Here is a 14,647-nt window from a genome sequence, read left to right on the forward strand (position 1 = left end):
CAGAACGGACAACGGATGCCCGGGAGTCACGCCCAGGCGCCGGGCACGCGTGCTATGGATGAAGCACGCGTGCCCGCCGCCGGAGCTGCTTCAGGACAGGTCGAACCGATCGAGGTTCATCACCTTGGTCCACGCGGTCACGAAGTCACGTACGAACTTGGCGCCCCCGTCCTGGGCGGCGTAGACCTCCGAGACGGCCCGGAGCTGGGAGTTCGAGCCGAAGATGAGGTCGACGGCGGTGGCGGTCCACTTGAGTTCGCCCGTGGCGCGGTCCCGGCCATCGAACACGTTCTCGTCCGAGGTCGACGCCTTCCACTCCATGCCCATGTCGAGGAGGTTGACGAAGAAGTCGTTCGTCAACGTCTCCGGCCGGTCCGTGAAGACGCCGTGCGGGGACCGCTTGAAGCCGGTGTCCAGGACCCGCATGCCGCCGACCAGCGCGGTCATCTCGGGAGCGGTCAGCGTCAACAGGTTGGCGCGGTCCAGCAGCAGGGTCTCCGGCGACAGCTTCTCGCCCGCCCGGAGGTAGTTGCGGAACCCGTCCGCCCTGGGTTCGAGTACGGCGAACGACTCCACGTCGGTCTGCTCCTGCGAGGCGTCCGTGCGCCCCGGGGCGAACGGCACCGTGATGTCGTGGCCGGCGTTCTTCGCGGCCCGCTCGACGGCCGCGGACCCGCCCAGGACGATCAGATCGGCGAGCGAGACCTTCGTTCCGCCGGCCTGGGAGCGGTTGAAGTCCTGCTGGATCTGCTCCAGCTTCTCCAGCACCTCGGCCACCTCGGGCAGGCGGTTGACCTCCCAGTCCCGCTGCGGCGCGAGCCGGATCCGTGCCCCGTTGGCCCCGCCGCGCTTGTCGGTGCCGCGGAAGCTCGCTGCCGCCGCCCACGCGGTGGTGACCAGCTGGGAGACGGACAGCCCCGAGGCGAGGATCCTGTCCTTGAGCGCGGCGACGTCCGCGTCCGTGACGAGTTCATGATCGACGGCCGGGACGGGGTCCTGCCACAGCTGCGGCTCGGCCACCCACGGGCCGAGATAGCGGGTCAGGGGCCCCATGTCACGGTGCAACAGCTTGTACCACGCCCTGGCGAACGCGTCGGCGAGCCGGTCCGGGTTCTCGTGGAAGCTCTTCGAGATCGGCCCGTACACCGGATCCAGCTTCAGTGCGAGGTCCGTCGTCAGCATCATCGGAGCGTGCCTCTTCGCCGGATCATGAGCGTCGGGCACCGTGTCCCTGGCCGAAGGATCCGTAGGCGTCCACTGCTTGGCACCGGCAGGGCTAGTCGTCAGCTCCCACTCGTACCCGAACAGCGTGTCCAGATACCCGTTGTCCCACCTGGTCGGTTCGGGGGTCCACGCCCCTTCGAGCCCACTGGTGAGCGTGTCGCCGCCCTTGCCGCTGCCGTACGTGTTCCGCCAGCCGAGACCCTGCTGCTCGATGGGACAGGCCTCGGGCTCCGGACCGATGTACTCGGGGTCGACGGCGCCATGACACTTGCCGAAGGTGTGACCGCCGACGATGAGCGCGACCGTCTCCTCGTCGTTCATCGCCATACGCCCGAACGTCTCGCGAATGTCCCGGGCGGCGGCCAACGGATCCGGATTTCCATTGGGCCCCTCCGGATTCACGTAGATCAGCCCCATCTGCACGGCACCGAACGGAGTGGCCAGTTCCCGGTCGCCGCTGTAACGCTCATCCCCGAGCCAGGTGTCCTCGGGCCCCCAGAAAATCTCCTCCGGCTCCCAGATGTCCTCTCGCCCGAAGCCGAACCCGAACGTCTTGAACCCCATCGATTCCATGGCACAGTTGCCGGCGAAGACCAGCAGATCGGCCCAGGAGATCTTCTGCCCGTACTTCTGCTTCACCGGCCAGAGCAGCCGGCGCGCCTTGTCGAGGCTCGCGTTGTCCGGCCAGCTGTTGAGCGGGGCAAAGCGCTGAGCACCGCTGCCGCCACCGCCCCGACCGTCGGCGATGCGGTACGTCCCCGCGGCGTGCCAGCTCATCCTGATGAAGAGCGGCCCATAGTGCCCGTAGTCGGCAGGCCACCAATCCTGCGACGCCGTCATCACGTCGAAGACATCCTGCTTCAGCGCGTCGAGATCGAGGGTCGCGAACTCGCTCGCATAGTCGAAGTCCTCGTCCATCGGATTGGAACGGGACGAGTGCTGGTGGAGAATCTGAAGATCCAGCTGATTCGGCCACCAGTCCCGGTTCGTCCTGGGCCGAGTCGCCGTCGGGGTCGGGGACGCGATTGCTGGGTTTTCGCTTTCGCTGCCGGACACGTACGTCCTTCTTTCTGGTCTGATGATTCCGCACGCAATGCCGATGATCGTGAGGTGTCGGCGTTGTCCGTATGGTCGCGCACCACAAAGCGGACGGCGACGAAACACGCAGAGCGCGCCCGCACAACAACCGGGCGGGAAGAGCCTCCTTTTCCGGTGCGCGTCGGGTTCCCGTTTGCTAATCGGGCCCGGGAAGAAGCGGTGTTCCGGCAGGGCGCGGCGGGGGAGGCCGGCGCTTCGCCGACGGACCGCGCACCTCGCCGACCAGGTGGCGCCCAGCAGGGACGTCGGTGACCTGCGGCGCTGTAGGGAGCGGGCTCGTGGGTGCTCGCGGCGCTGAAAGGAGGCAACGAGATGAGCACGGTCAAGGAAGCAGTGGAGGTCGAGGTACCCCTCGGCACCGCCTACAACCAGTGGACGCAGTTCGAGGAGTTCCCGAACTTCATGGAAGGCGTCGAGGAGGTCAGGCAGCTCGACGACCGCCACAATCACTGGACCACCAAGATCGGTGGGGTACGGCGTGAGTTCGACACCGAGATCGTCGACCAGCTCCCTGACGAGCGGATCACGTGGCGCACCACCAGCGGTGACACCCGACAGAAGGGCACGGTCCGATTCCAGCGAATGGACGACACCCACACCCGGGTGGAACTCGTCATGGACGTCGAGGCCAGCGGCGCCGCGGAGAAGGCCGCCGATGTGCTGGGGACCATCGACCGGCGCGTCAAGGGTGACATGCGACGCTTCAAGGACTACATCGAGCACCGGGGAAGTGAAACCGGAAGCTGGCGGGGCCGCATCACGCCAGGTTGAGCCGGCCCTTGGCCGGTAGAGGGATCGGGGCGCTGCGGAGAACCGCAGCGCAGGCTACGGCCAGGCGTCTCGGTGAGGGTCGGCCGGGTGGCTGCCCGGTATTGCCCGGCCCGTGGTGAACGGCTTCGGTCGGACGCCGACCCGCGGGCCCGGTTCTGTTCGGCGGTGTGTCGTTCCAGGCACTGGCACCAGGCCCGCCGGGTGCGGGCGAGGGTGATCGCTCTGCGGGACGCCCGGGACGCCGGGCCCGTTCCGCGTTCCAGAGGGACACCTACGCTGTTCTGCCAGCGGCAGAACACCGGCCGGACCTGGCTCGACGATCACTACAGTCCGGCCTCATGACGACGATTACGACGCGTACGGTCGAGTACCCGGCCGACGGTTTGACGATGATCGGGCATCTCGCGCTCCCGGCCGGTGTCGACCGCCGGCCCGCAGTGCTGATCGGACCAGAGGGCATGGGGCTCAGCGACGTCGAGCGCCGCCGGGCCGATGCTCTCGCCGAGCTGGGATATGTAGCGCTGGCCTTCGACCTTCATGGCGGGCGCTATTTGGGTGACCCCGAGGAGATGCTGGCCCGTTGCATGCCACTGCTCGCTGATCCCGACCGGATGCGGCGCATCGGCCACGCGGCACTCGACGAGTTGCGCACCGAGCCTCGGACCGACCCCGACCGGATCGCCGCCATCGGCTACGGCACCGGGGGCGCCATCGCGCTGGAACTCGGGCGCGACGGCGTCAACCTGCGCGCGATCGGGACAGTCAACGCAACCACCACGGGCCGACCGGGCGAGGCAGCGCGCATCCGCTGCCCGGTGTGGGCCGGGGTCGGATCGGAAGACCCGATCATGCCGCCCGCGCAACGCAACGCGTTCACCGCTGAGATGCAGGCCGCGGGCGTCGACTGGCGCCTCGCGATTTACGGCGGCGCCTTGCACGCCTTCCACCACCCGCCGGTCGACCACCCCGTGGTCCCCGGTGTCGGCTACCACCCACAGCACGCGCAGCGAGCCTGGCGCGACGTGGTCGACCTGCTCGCCGAGTGCCTGCCCGTGACGGAGGACCTGGGAGCATGACACAGGCAGGCATGCATGGATCCGTAACGAGTCATCGACGCCGAAGAGGTCCTCGCCGGAGCCGGATGGGCGCCGCCCATCTGCTGCGTCGGCCCGATCGAGCCGACGGGGCCGGGCGACAACCAGAGCCAACGTTCCTTGATGCGGCACTAGTGATCACCAACCTCCGTTGACACAGGAGCCCGCCAACGGTGTCTTGCAGCTGCCGGGGACGAGGCCTGCGCTCGCAGGGTCAGTGGGAGCAGCGCGTGCACGCGCCTTCGATGAACCCACGGTACGGATCCAACATCGACATCGCCTGTCAGTGCCTCCTGGCAGGATGCGCGGATGACTTCAACTGGCCACCCGCTCACCGACAACGACGATCAGTCGCGTGCCCTCCTTCTGGAGCTGGTTGGCGGCATTGAACCCTGGGACAGTCTGGAGCGCGTTCACCTGAAGACCGCCGCGCAGTGGATCGCCGGCGGAGCCCCGGTCTACCGGGTGCACAAGCCTGATGTTCCCGCGATGCACTTGGTGAGTTACTTCGTCGTCCTCGACGACACGCGCGGTCAGCTCTTGCTCGTCGCGCACCGCAAGGCGGGCCTGTGGCTGCCGGCCGGCGGACACGTCGAGCCGGGTGAGGACCCATGGGCCGCGGTGGTCCGTGAATGTCGTGAGGAGCTGGGTATCCACGCCACGGCATCGCCGATCACCGGCGAGCTCCCCCTTTTCCTCACCGTCACAGAAACACGGGGGCAGGGCGCACACACCGACGTCTCGCTCTGGTATCTCCTCACAGCCGACGCTGACACCATCACCTCCTACGACCAGGACGAGTTCAACGCGATCCGGTGGCTGACCGACGAGGAGGTGCTCGAGGAGCCGGACGAGCTGCTCGACCCCCACATGCACCGCTTCACCCACAAGCTGCAGCACGCCCGGACCGGAAGGCATCAGGCCGCCAGCCATACCCCGCTTCAGAGAGCGGAGGGAAGCTGACCGGCGGGCGACCCTTTCGCCAGCTCAGGGCCGCATTGTGATCGGGAACTTGGAACTCGGCTGCGGCAACCTGCGCAACGCTTCGATCTCATTTCGCACGTCCCAGCGCTCCGCCAGAGCGTCGGGGTCCTGGGCAGCTCGCTCGAACGTGGCCTGGCCCACCCCTGAGAGAGCAGCACGGTCACTGGTCGCGATACCCGTTATCGGCACTCAGCTCGGCAGGCTGCCACCATGCTGAGATGGCCCACGACATAGTGATCTTCCTCGCTCCGGACGATGAGAGTGCCGCTGCGACGCGCCGGCGGGGACCTGGTCAGGCGTTTGAGTCTGTGACCTGCCATTTCATTGAGCCGGACAGTGCCATCGCTGAGTGGGACATGTACTTCGAGGAGCTCTCTGCCGAGATTCCGCCGATCGAGCAGCTCCTTGGATGGTCGTGGCCGGAGTGGGGCATTTCCCCCTTGAACGATGGCGTCGAGGTGTTCGCTCTGCCGCCGCGGTTGATCCGGGCGTTGGCCGACGCCACTTCCACAGACCTGGAGGAGCTGGCAGATCGCTGGACCGCGAGGCTCAGGTCTGCCCACGGGGACGAAATGACCGACGATGATCTGCTGGCGGTCCTGCGGGGAGTGTCCCGGCTTGCGGCGTCTGCGGTGAACACGGGCGGCGGCCTCTACAGCTGGAGCTTCTGACCGTCCGGTGAACCACATCTTGGGCAACCGCGTCGGCGTTCTTGGCTGGGCGAGCCAGAAGGATGACACGGCGCGAAGCCCGAGAACCGTCGAGGTCAGAGGTGCGGCAGATGACACGGATCGCGGGAACCTACATCTTCTCAGCTCACTGTCCAACCTCGAGGTCTGCCTGGCCGAGGCAGGACACCGCCGCGAGGCCCCCACCGCGACTGAGGCGGCTGCGGAGCTATACGACCGGCATTGATACGCCGCCCTCCTTGGTTCCCCAACTTGACCTCGTACTGGGCCTGCTGGCGGATTTACTCGAGGAACTCGGGCGTGAGAAAGAGGTTGGGAAGTTCCGCCGCTGGTTCAGGAAGAAGCGGCTCCGGCTCAATTCACATAATTGACGATCCTTCGACAAGCTTCAGGAGCGGAGCCAGGATCCGGGGCAGGTCGTCCTCCGAGGTGACCACCTGCTGGTCTTGCCAGGTGTACTCGATCTTGGAGTCGATGAAGAGCAGTGAAGCGCTTCCCGATTCCCATACGAACAGCTTCCCCAGGCGCTCGTCCGACTCCAGAGTGAGGCTCACGGCCGTCGCCTTCGGACGCCCTCTGGTTGCTGCCCCAGGGGCTGGCTGATTCACCGTGGGGCTGATCCCGCGAGAGCGGAGTTCGTGCTCTTGTGCGGCACGCCAGTCCATGAGCCATTGAACGATCTCCGGCATTACGCCCCTCGTCGTCACAGTCGAACGAGCCGTCGAACTTGATCGTACGGATGGCGTTCGCCGGACGCTGGGGCGGCCTTCGTCTGATCATGTACTCCGACCAAGGTGCACTGATCGAGACGAAGGACGTGAAGGTGAGTCTGCTGCCTGACGCCGGTCCGGGCGAAGCGTTCGCGAATGCGTCAGCCGTGGATCGTGATCTTGCTGGAGTGGGACGCCGCGGAGATGGCCAGCGTTGATCATCTGGACGAGATCGCCCACACCGTCGGCGGCGTCCGTCCCTTGCCCGCTTACTCCAGTCCACCGAGGCGGAGGGCATCCTTCATCTCGCTGAGCTTCGCGGCTGCCGTCCCGGTAAACTCCTGCGGCTGTCCAGCAACACGGAGGGCGTCCTCAATCTCCGTGAGCTTCACGGAGGACAGCACGCCTGCCCGCTCGACAAGGTCGTCCCGGGACACGATGGTCAGCCACGTGCAAGAGGTGAAGCCTGGACGCGGGAACGCGAACCGCAGCACCCCTTCAAAGGGCAGTCCTTCCGTGGCACCCACCGCCACTTCGATGCCCAGACCGCTGATGTCGACGCCCGCCGGAGCGACGACCTGCATCGCCCGGAGCCCGGACGCCTCGTCTCCCGGCAGCAGCGGGCCGCTTCGCGCGGGTTGACCCCCGGCGCCGGGTGCAGGACTTGGTCCTTGGACTGCTCTCGGACCTGCCGCGCAAGAACTGCTGGACCATGGCCGAGCGCATCCGGGAAACCACCCCGGACGGGCTGCAGCACCTGCTCGGGCGGGCAAAGTGGGACGCCAATGAGCCCTGTCCGTTTCCGGCCTGTGCGTCCGTTGGGATCGGTGACGGGTTCGGCTGGGTTGGTTCAGAGGCGGCGGATGACGCGTAGTTGGTCGGTGTAGAGGTCGCTGGCGGTGCCGTCGATGATTGATTTTCCGCCGATGTCGGCGATGGTCGGTCCATTGGGTGTTTTACGGCTGGAGACGAAGCGGTGTTTGCCGTGTTGGTCGCGACCCATGTAGATGCCGGTGTGGGATACGGCGCCGTCGTCGGGGTCGTTCCAGAAGAGGAGGTCGCCGATGCGCAGGGCGTCGAGCGGGGGCGGCGTGTCGGTGGTCCGGGCGACGATGATGCCGGGGCCGGCGGCGGCCTGCTGCTGTGATGTGCGGGGCAGGAAGCCGGGATGTGCGGGGTCGGGGTCGAGACTCATGGGGACGCCGAGGTGATAGCCGTAGACCATGCGGACGAAGCCTGAGCAGTCGAGGTGCCTGACCCATTTCGGATCCGGGGTCTGGGCGCTCTCGCCGCTGGGGAACGTCCATGGGAGCCCCATGTACTCGTGGAAGTCGGCGCCCACCTCACGCAGTCCGGTGTCCAGCAGTTCGCTGTAGCCGGATTCGCCGAGTACCTGTCTGTTTTGGCGTGCGGGGTCGGTGACGGGCGGTGCGAACGGCCGGTACATCGAGGAGTACGTGAGGGCGTCGGGCGAGGTGTCGCCCGCCCACGCGCGGATCCGCTGTTCCAGGGCGGCGGTCCACGTGCCGTCGAAGGGCTCCGGGAGGAGCCGTACCCAGGTGCTGTGGGTGATGACGGGCGGGTCGGCCCAGGTCGCCGTGTCGATGCGGAAGTCGTACACGCGTGCCTGCGGCAGCACGGTGGCACCGGTTGAGGCGAGGCCGCGGACCCCGACCGTGCCCGAGCGCAGGACGGCATCCGGGGCCTTCTCCGGGTCGCGCACGCTGTGGTGCCACAGGTCCGTGGGCTCGTCGTCCACACCTGTAGTGAAATGCCGCCAGGCCCGGGCGCGCAGGATGTCGTCGGTTTTCTCGGCCCGCACCCACCAGTGGTCGAACGGCTTGAAGCCGGTGCCGACCGTGACGGCCGTGCTCAGGGTGGTCGTTGTGTCGGCGAGTTCCTTTTCGAGGACCAGCTGTACCTCGCCGGCGGGGGTGACGATCAGCCGTGCCCGGTAGTGGTTGTTGACGTCCTTGGCGGTGAGGACGAGGCCGAGGGAGACGGGCGCTCCGGCGGGCAGCTTGTCGAAGGAGAACCGCGCGGCGGCGTACACGTCGCCGATGCCGCGGTCGGGAAGCAGGCTGTAGCGGCTCTTGCCGGCGGCGAGCGTGATGGCGGCCCGGCCGCTGTCGATGAAGTAGTCCGTGTCGGTGCCGTTGTGGTGGGACCACGTCCCACCGCCGGGCGACATGCCCCAGCCGCCGGTGGGCGGGGTCCGGTCGAAGGCGTCGCGGACCGCCTTCTTCTGCTCGGTGAACCAGCGCCGCGCCCCGCTCAGCGTCACCGTCCGCGCCCCCGTGGTCAGCGTCGCGATCACGCCCGTGTCGTCCGAGACCTCCAGCCCGCCGGTGATCGTACGGGTGGTCAGGGCGCCGGCCGGGTGAGGGGCGTAGTGCCAGGGGTCGGCCGGGTCGATCAGTACCGGGACGCGGAAGCCGGGCGGCTGCGCGACAGTCTCCGAGGCCGCCGTTGCCGCCGCCGCGGTCAGTGTCTGAGGGAGGGCGGGGGCGGCGGCCTCCGCGGTCGGTGCTGCGACGGCCGGCAGGGCGCTGCCCGTCGCGACTCCCGCGAGGGCGGTGAGGGCCGTTCTGCGGCTCAGTGAGAATTTCGGTGCGGACATTTGAGGCCCCCCTGCGGAAAACGCATGATCGGATGATCGTGCGAGGAGTGAGATTACCCAGCTCTCCAGCTCTCCAGCTCTTCGGTTCTCCGGTTCTCCGGTTCTCCCAGGTCCGGCCTGCGGCTGGGGTCCGGTTGTTCGGCCGAGTTCCGTGAGGTTGGCCGGCGGGAGCACGCGGGCTGCTCGGAGCGGAGGTCGGGTGGCTGCGGGTGGTGGACGATCTCGCCAGTCTCTCGGTGTGGTGCAGGCTCTGGTGTGCCTGTCCCGGGCGGCGAGTTCTGTGCAGGCTGGGGGATCTGGCAGGAGGGGTTGGCGGCGGGTGGTTGTGGGTTCCGGCGTGGGTGCCTGATGCGGCAGTTGTGGGGTTGGATTCGGTCCGCGCTCGTGTGTGGATGCCGTCTGTGGCCGCATTCCGCGTCGGGCCTGTGGGGGCGTCCGCTGCGGCGTGCGTGCCTGTGCCTGCCTGTGTCCATGATGGGGCCGAGACCGGTGCCGCGGCGTCCTGCCCCGTTCGCCGAGGCGTTGGCTGCTCCTCGCCGCCACAGATGCCGGGGTGCCGAGGATGCCGTGGACGCCGCGGTGATCGCCTCGACTGTCCCTGACGTCCATGGCATGGCACTGCCCGCGTGGTGGTCGACCGGCTCCAGGCGGTTCACGACCTGGCCTGCCCTGCCCTGCCCGTCCCTCATGGTCTCGCCGACGCCGTGCAGGACCTACCCACCTCGCCTGTACCTGTCGGCCTGCTGGCCCTTGCCGCGCTCGACACGGACGACGTCGGCCTCCTGGACGTGCTGGCGGCCGCCGCACTCAACCTCAGCTTGACCGGCTGACGGTCCCACGCCTGGCTCACGGCCGCCGAGCGGGACCTGTCGGCCCTCTCGCAGCCATCGTCCGGATCGCCCGGTCTGGCCTACGTCGGCTTCACTGCCCCGCCCCGCCACCCGGCCCTGCGCGGCGTTCTCGGACGATCACGACCCTCGACCACCACCAACCCACCGACGCGGCAGGCTTGTTCCTAAGCGCCCTTGGCACGCACGCCAGCACCCCGTGCGGCCGCCAGGAACCGGTACCAGTATTGGCCGTCAACTGCAGCGGACCGCTCCGACCGGCTCCACATGAAGGCTCAGCTACGCAGCCGGTCAGCGGCTCACTTGCCCCTGCTGCTTCTCCAGTTCGGCGACAACGAGCCGGTACCCGGCATCGAGCGCTTCGCGGCCGAGCAGGTCGGCGTGGCGGTCGTGCCACCTGCCGCAGGACAGGTCGTCCTCCAGCCGGGCCAGGCCAGGGCGGAGGACGTCATCGCTGATCTGGGCGAACAACGAGATACCGGCCCGCACCTGCGGATCGAGGTACGCCTCGGGCCGGCGCCAGTACGCGGCGAGGAATCCATCGGTGCAGTCGTGCGGGACGGGGACGGTTTCGACGCGGGCTCCTCCCAGGAGTGTGACCAGTCGGTCGACCGCGACCGCTCGGGTGCTGTCGAACACGGCTGCCTGCGGCAGGTACTCCTCCAGCAGCCAGAACCGGTGATTGACGTCGGGGTCGAAGGTGAGGATGACGATCCGTTCCCGCGCGATACGGCGCAACTCCCCGATCCCGGCCTCCAGATCGCTCCAGTGGTGCACGGTCAGCAGGGCCATCACCGCATCGGCCGAGTCGTCGGGCAGCGGGATCGACTCCGCGGACGCCTGCAGCGCGGGAGCGGAACCGGCCGGACGCTGGGCGATCATCACCGCGCTGGGTTCCACGGCCCACACGGTCCCCGGCGGCTCGTAGGAGCCGCTGCCGGCCCCCACATTGACCACGGCAGTGGCATCGCCCAGAGCCCGATGGATCCTCGCGGCGATCCGGGCGTCCGGACGCCGAGTGCCGGCGTAGGCCGCCCCGATGCGGTCGTAAGTCGCCATACGCCGCAGTATGCCCCTTCCGAGGGCACGGCAAGAGGCCGCGGCGATGTCCGCGCAGGATCGGACAGGCGCGCCCGTACAGCACGCGAAGCTCCATACCCTGACGCCGCCCGTCCCGTACACCACTTTCCTGGTAACAGCTGTCCCCACCGGGGGGTGGCGAAGACACATGGCGCCCGCGCACGCGCCCGCGTCGACGACGAGATCGCAGAACCGGCCAGAGCTCGCGCCAGGACCGCGACGTGAGCGTGGGCGACTGCCTCGCCACTCTCGTACGGGACGACGCCGACGGCCCATGCCGGCGCGGCATCAGGGCCGCATCACGCTAATCCCTGGCGCAACAGCAGCTCTCGAGCCACGACCGCGTCCGTGATCGGGCGAGCGTGGGGTCAGTCCTTACGGCCAGTCGTAGCGACGGTGACACCCAGGCCGATCATGGTCAGCCCTCCGATCCCGCCGACCAGGGACAGCCGCTGCGGTGAGCGGGCGAACCAGTCCCGAGCGGTGGCCGCGACGAGCCCCCACACCATGTCGGAAGCAATGGCAATGATGTTGAAGACCAGGCCGAGCACCAGCATCTGCACCGCGACATGGCCCTGCCCGCGATCAACGAACTGCGGCAGCACGGCAGCGAAGAACACGATGGTCTTGGGGTTGGTCACGCCAACCGCGAAACCCTCCCAAAACGTGCGCCGACCGCCCTGCGCAGCGCCCGCACCTGTGACAGTGGCGTGCAGCGAACCACGCCCGCGCCATGCCTTGACGCCGAGATACACCAAGTAGGCGGCACCAGCCAGCTTGAGCACCGTGAAGACCAGAACCGAGCGTTCCACCAATGACCCGACCCCGAACGCCACGGCCACGATGAGTACATAGGCGCCGATCGTGTTCCCCACGACCGTGGTCAGCGCGGCACGGCGCCCCTGCGCCAGCGCCCGTCCAATCACGAACAGCACGCTGGGGCCGGGAATCACGATCAGCAGGAACGACATGGCCCCGAAGGCCAGCAAACGGTCGGCAGACACCATGCAGCCCATGCAAGCACGAGGAGAGCTCGCCCTTCCAGCCGATTTCTCACCCGTGCCCGACCTCCCGAGGGGATCCAAATCTCACTCCCCAAACCACCCCTCAAGAACACCAAACAGGGCCCCAAACTGGCTCCCAAGTGAGGCCACTTCACGTTCCTGCGGTCAAGGACGCCACGTAGGTCGTCGTCGTCCGAAGGGACGTCCAGGCCCAGTGCGCGTGCGATTTCTCGGTATGACGTCGTCGCGTCGGGATCTCCCACGGCGACCAGAATCGACCGCGTGCTTCAACGATTCGGCCACGTGCAGGGAGAGCACGGCGCCGGTTCGGCCGCCGCGGTGAACGCGGAGCCGATGCTGACGCCCGGGCGCAGGGGAGAAGACCAACTGCTTGAGCACCCGCTGCTCACCAGGGGACTTCCCGCCGTCTCTGGCCATCTGTCGCTGGAGGTCACAGCAGCGGCATTCACGAGGTGCCGCTGTGACACTGGTCCAGGGAATCCAGGGTCAGCTCGTCGAACGGGACGTGATGCTGTTCTGTGCGGGCGACTTCGGGGACCTTCCGCAGGAGCGACAGGCCACCCGTGTCCTCCCGTTCCCAGACCTTCCCGCTGGCATCCCTGACGATCAGCCCCAGGAGGCGGAAGGACGTTGTCGAGGGCCGTTCCCGATCCGGGTCGCGGACCGAGAGATGCGCGGTACGCACGCTCAGCTCCATCCTGGTACAAGGCGGAGCTGCACCGAGCCTGACCAGGTGGGCCGCCTCATTGCCGACTGGACCACTTTCGACGTGCAGATACAGGTAGGCGGCGTCCAAAGACCGGTTCGCGATGACGTACGTTCTCTGCCCGCCGATCGTCTGCGGCCATAACGTGACCTGAGAGACCTGATGGCGTGTCGCTGCCTTCTCGCTGGCCCGGGACTGAGCGAGCTGGTCATCGGCCACCTGCGCGGTCTTGTACGTGCCCCAGGCCGACACCGCGAGGCTTGCGGCTGCGACGACGGCGGCAAGAACAGCCGTATGCCGGCCGATGTCCGCGGTGCCGTACCAGGCGTGCAAGCGTGCCGCCGCCCGAGTCCTGCGAGCGGCGCGGCCTGTCGGCTCCTCCTGACTATTCCGGTCTGTCTCCCCCTGGTGCCGGAGCGGCGGCCTGGGAGGCAACTGCCGTAACCGCAGCCTGGGTCGGGGTCTTGCTCGTCTCGTCATACGGGCCTCGCCGGGCGTCGGGGACTGAGTGCGCAGACGTCGACCTCGGGTGACCTGGTTCCGGGGCGTCGGCGTGCAGGGCGATGCCGCCGGGCGCGGACGGTACGGCGTCTTCCAGGTTCACCCGTCCGCCGACGGTGGCCCCGTCCAGCCGGACCCGCCTGTGGGTGACGAGGCCGACGGCCCATACATCGGTCCCGATCTCCGTATGGTTGAGCTGGAGGATCGGTTCTGTATCCGCCTCGTGGGCTGCCGAGTCCGCCGTTTCGGGACCGTCCGCCGCAACGGGTGCCCAGGCGCGCCTTGTCGAGGAAGAACCCGCCGGCGACCTTCGCGCCCCGCAGCCGGACGGGCCCCGCGATACGGCAGCCGCTGATCCGCAGCACGCCGTCGACTCGGAGGGTCGCCGCACTGAGCCTGGGCAGCCCCGAGCCGCTCAGGACCAGGGCACGGATCTGCCCCCGTACAGCTGCGGAAACTGTTCGAAGTGACAGGACCGCAGCCGCACCGGGTGCTCGACCGTGCCGTACCTGAGGTCCAGCCGTCCGTAAATACGCAGCACCGTGGCGCGTACGGTGCGCTCGGCTCCCCACGACGCACCGCCAGTGACATCTACATCGGTGTCCTCACGGAAGTCGACGCCTTTCCCCTGTGAGAATGCCTCCCAGACGCGGTGTTCGGTGGGTGTCAGGTCGGTGATCTCCGTCAGCGGGATGCGGGCGCCTCGCTGATCACACTGTCAACTCGGCACCGGCACAACGCCCTTGCCCTGCGTGCGTGGCTGGCCCGACCGGTGTTCACAGTCGGGTGCAGGTATGAATGGTCATTCCGCTCGATTCCATGTGCCGGATCCGCAGGACACCGTTCTTGCCGGAGTAGTTCACGTCGAGCCGCTGGTCGTCGCTGACGCCGGGGAAGCCGGGCGGCTGCCAGGGCAGGAACAGCGAGAGGGAGTCGCCGACGGAAGCGGGCACGTTCTCGGCTGCGGCTTCCTCCATGTCGCCGGGACCACCGCCGCCCAGGTCCTCGGGAACCTGCAGTGCCAACCGCCCGCCCTGCAGGGCCCAGGTTCCCCTCGTGGTCTTGCCGTCGCCGAAGTCCAGGGTCCAGGTGCCGTCATCGATGGTCGCCGTACAGGAGAACGAGGACTCGTCAGGCATCTCCGTCCTGACTCCCCACCTGCCACGCACGAATGCGGCGAGCGCCTTGTCCGCCACCGAGGCTGACACCGACGGACTCGCCTGCGCCCCGCCCCCACTGGTGCTCCCGCCTCCACCGGTGCTCCCGCCCTCACCGGAGCTTCCGCTCCCGCCTGTCC

At 68.1% G+C, this 14,647-nt stretch carries 14 protein-coding genes and 1 pseudogene; 7 read left to right on the forward strand and 8 right to left on the reverse strand.

The annotated features are described in order from the left end of the window. Positions 1–90 precede the first annotated feature (90 nt). A complete protein-coding gene (katG, locus tag L0P92_RS13545; protein ID WP_234762833.1) occupies positions 91–2,280 on the reverse strand; it encodes a catalase/peroxidase HPI in 2,190 nt (729 codons plus the stop codon). Positions 2,281–2,634: 354 nt separating this feature from the next. Between katG and L0P92_RS13550 the strand changes: the two genes are divergently transcribed. The 4 genes from L0P92_RS13550 to L0P92_RS13565 all read left to right on the forward strand — a co-directional run bounded on the left by L0P92_RS13550 (position 2,635) and on the right by L0P92_RS13565 (position 5,842). Beyond that, positions 2,635–3,093, forward strand: coding sequence for an SRPBCC family protein (locus L0P92_RS13550; RefSeq protein ID WP_234762834.1), 459 nt, complete (start codon positions 2,635–2,637; stop codon positions 3,091–3,093). Between the two features lie 338 nt (positions 3,094–3,431). Next, positions 3,432–4,169, forward strand: coding sequence for a dienelactone hydrolase family protein (locus L0P92_RS13555; protein ID WP_234762835.1), 738 nt, complete (start codon positions 3,432–3,434; stop codon positions 4,167–4,169). Between the two features lie 327 nt (positions 4,170–4,496). Continuing rightward, complete coding sequence (locus tag L0P92_RS13560) at positions 4,497–5,150, forward strand: NUDIX hydrolase (protein ID WP_234762836.1); 654 nt, start codon at positions 4,497–4,499, stop codon at positions 5,148–5,150. A 239-nt stretch (positions 5,151–5,389) separates the two neighbouring features. Continuing rightward, positions 5,390–5,842 (forward strand): hypothetical protein, encoded by a 453-nt coding sequence (locus L0P92_RS13565; protein ID WP_234762837.1) that lies wholly within the window; start codon positions 5,390–5,392, stop codon positions 5,840–5,842. A 377-nt stretch (positions 5,843–6,219) separates the two neighbouring features. On the opposite strand, the gene L0P92_RS13570 is transcribed toward L0P92_RS13565, so the two are convergent. Further along, positions 6,220–6,414 carry a hypothetical protein gene (locus tag L0P92_RS13570; RefSeq protein WP_234762838.1) on the reverse strand — a complete coding sequence of 65 codons (195 nt, stop codon included), beginning with the start codon at positions 6,412–6,414 and terminating at the stop codon, positions 6,220–6,222. Positions 6,415–6,839: 425 nt separating this feature from the next. Further along, positions 6,840–7,190, reverse strand: a complete 351-nt coding sequence (locus L0P92_RS13575) for a type II toxin-antitoxin system PemK/MazF family toxin (RefSeq protein ID WP_234762850.1) — start codon at positions 7,188–7,190, stop codon at positions 6,840–6,842. Positions 7,191–7,225: 35 nt separating this feature from the next. Between L0P92_RS13575 and L0P92_RS13580 the strand changes: the two are divergent. Next, positions 7,226–7,357, forward strand: a pseudogene (locus tag L0P92_RS13580) (IS701 family transposase); the annotation flags it as partial. Between the two features lie 63 nt (positions 7,358–7,420). Here the strand turns inward: L0P92_RS13580 and L0P92_RS13585 are convergent. After that, positions 7,421–9,190, reverse strand: a complete 1,770-nt coding sequence (locus L0P92_RS13585) for a C40 family peptidase (RefSeq protein WP_234762839.1) — start codon at positions 9,188–9,190, stop codon at positions 7,421–7,423. Between the two features lie 626 nt (positions 9,191–9,816). On the opposite strand from L0P92_RS13585, the gene L0P92_RS13590 reads away from it, so the two are divergent. Continuing rightward, positions 9,817–10,020 carry a hypothetical protein gene (locus tag L0P92_RS13590; RefSeq protein ID WP_234762840.1) on the forward strand — a complete coding sequence of 68 codons (204 nt, stop codon included), beginning with the start codon at positions 9,817–9,819 and terminating at the stop codon, positions 10,018–10,020. 309 nt (positions 10,021–10,329) lie between these two features. Here the strand turns inward: L0P92_RS13590 and L0P92_RS45475 are convergent, their stop codons facing one another. The 3 genes from L0P92_RS45475 to L0P92_RS13605 all read right to left on the reverse strand — a co-directional run bounded on the left by L0P92_RS45475 (position 10,330) and on the right by L0P92_RS13605 (position 13,182). Further along, complete coding sequence (locus L0P92_RS45475) at positions 10,330–11,097, reverse strand: class I SAM-dependent methyltransferase (protein ID WP_372497254.1); 768 nt, start codon at positions 11,095–11,097, stop codon at positions 10,330–10,332. Between the two features lie 389 nt (positions 11,098–11,486). Next, the gene (locus L0P92_RS13600) at positions 11,487–12,125 is read right to left on the reverse strand and encodes a LysE family translocator (protein WP_234762841.1); all 639 of its coding nucleotides are present in this window, start codon (positions 12,123–12,125) and stop codon (positions 11,487–11,489) included. A gap of 463 nt (positions 12,126–12,588) precedes the next feature. After that, positions 12,589–13,182 (reverse strand): hypothetical protein, encoded by a 594-nt coding sequence (locus tag L0P92_RS13605; protein WP_234762842.1) that lies wholly within the window; start codon positions 13,180–13,182, stop codon positions 12,589–12,591. A gap of 634 nt (positions 13,183–13,816) precedes the next feature. Here L0P92_RS13605 and L0P92_RS13610 point away from each other — a divergent pair. After that, positions 13,817–13,984, forward strand: a complete 168-nt coding sequence (locus L0P92_RS13610; RefSeq protein WP_234762843.1) for a hypothetical protein — start codon at positions 13,817–13,819, stop codon at positions 13,982–13,984. A gap of 142 nt (positions 13,985–14,126) precedes the next feature. On the opposite strand, the gene L0P92_RS13615 is transcribed toward L0P92_RS13610, so the two are convergent. Then, positions 14,127–14,489, reverse strand: coding sequence for a hypothetical protein (locus tag L0P92_RS13615; RefSeq protein WP_234762844.1), 363 nt, complete (start codon positions 14,487–14,489; stop codon positions 14,127–14,129). Positions 14,490–14,647 lie beyond the last annotated feature (158 nt).

It is taken from the genome of Streptomyces muensis, from assembly GCF_021474425.1.
Taxonomy (GTDB): domain Bacteria; phylum Actinomycetota; class Actinomycetes; order Streptomycetales; family Streptomycetaceae; genus Streptomyces; species Streptomyces muensis.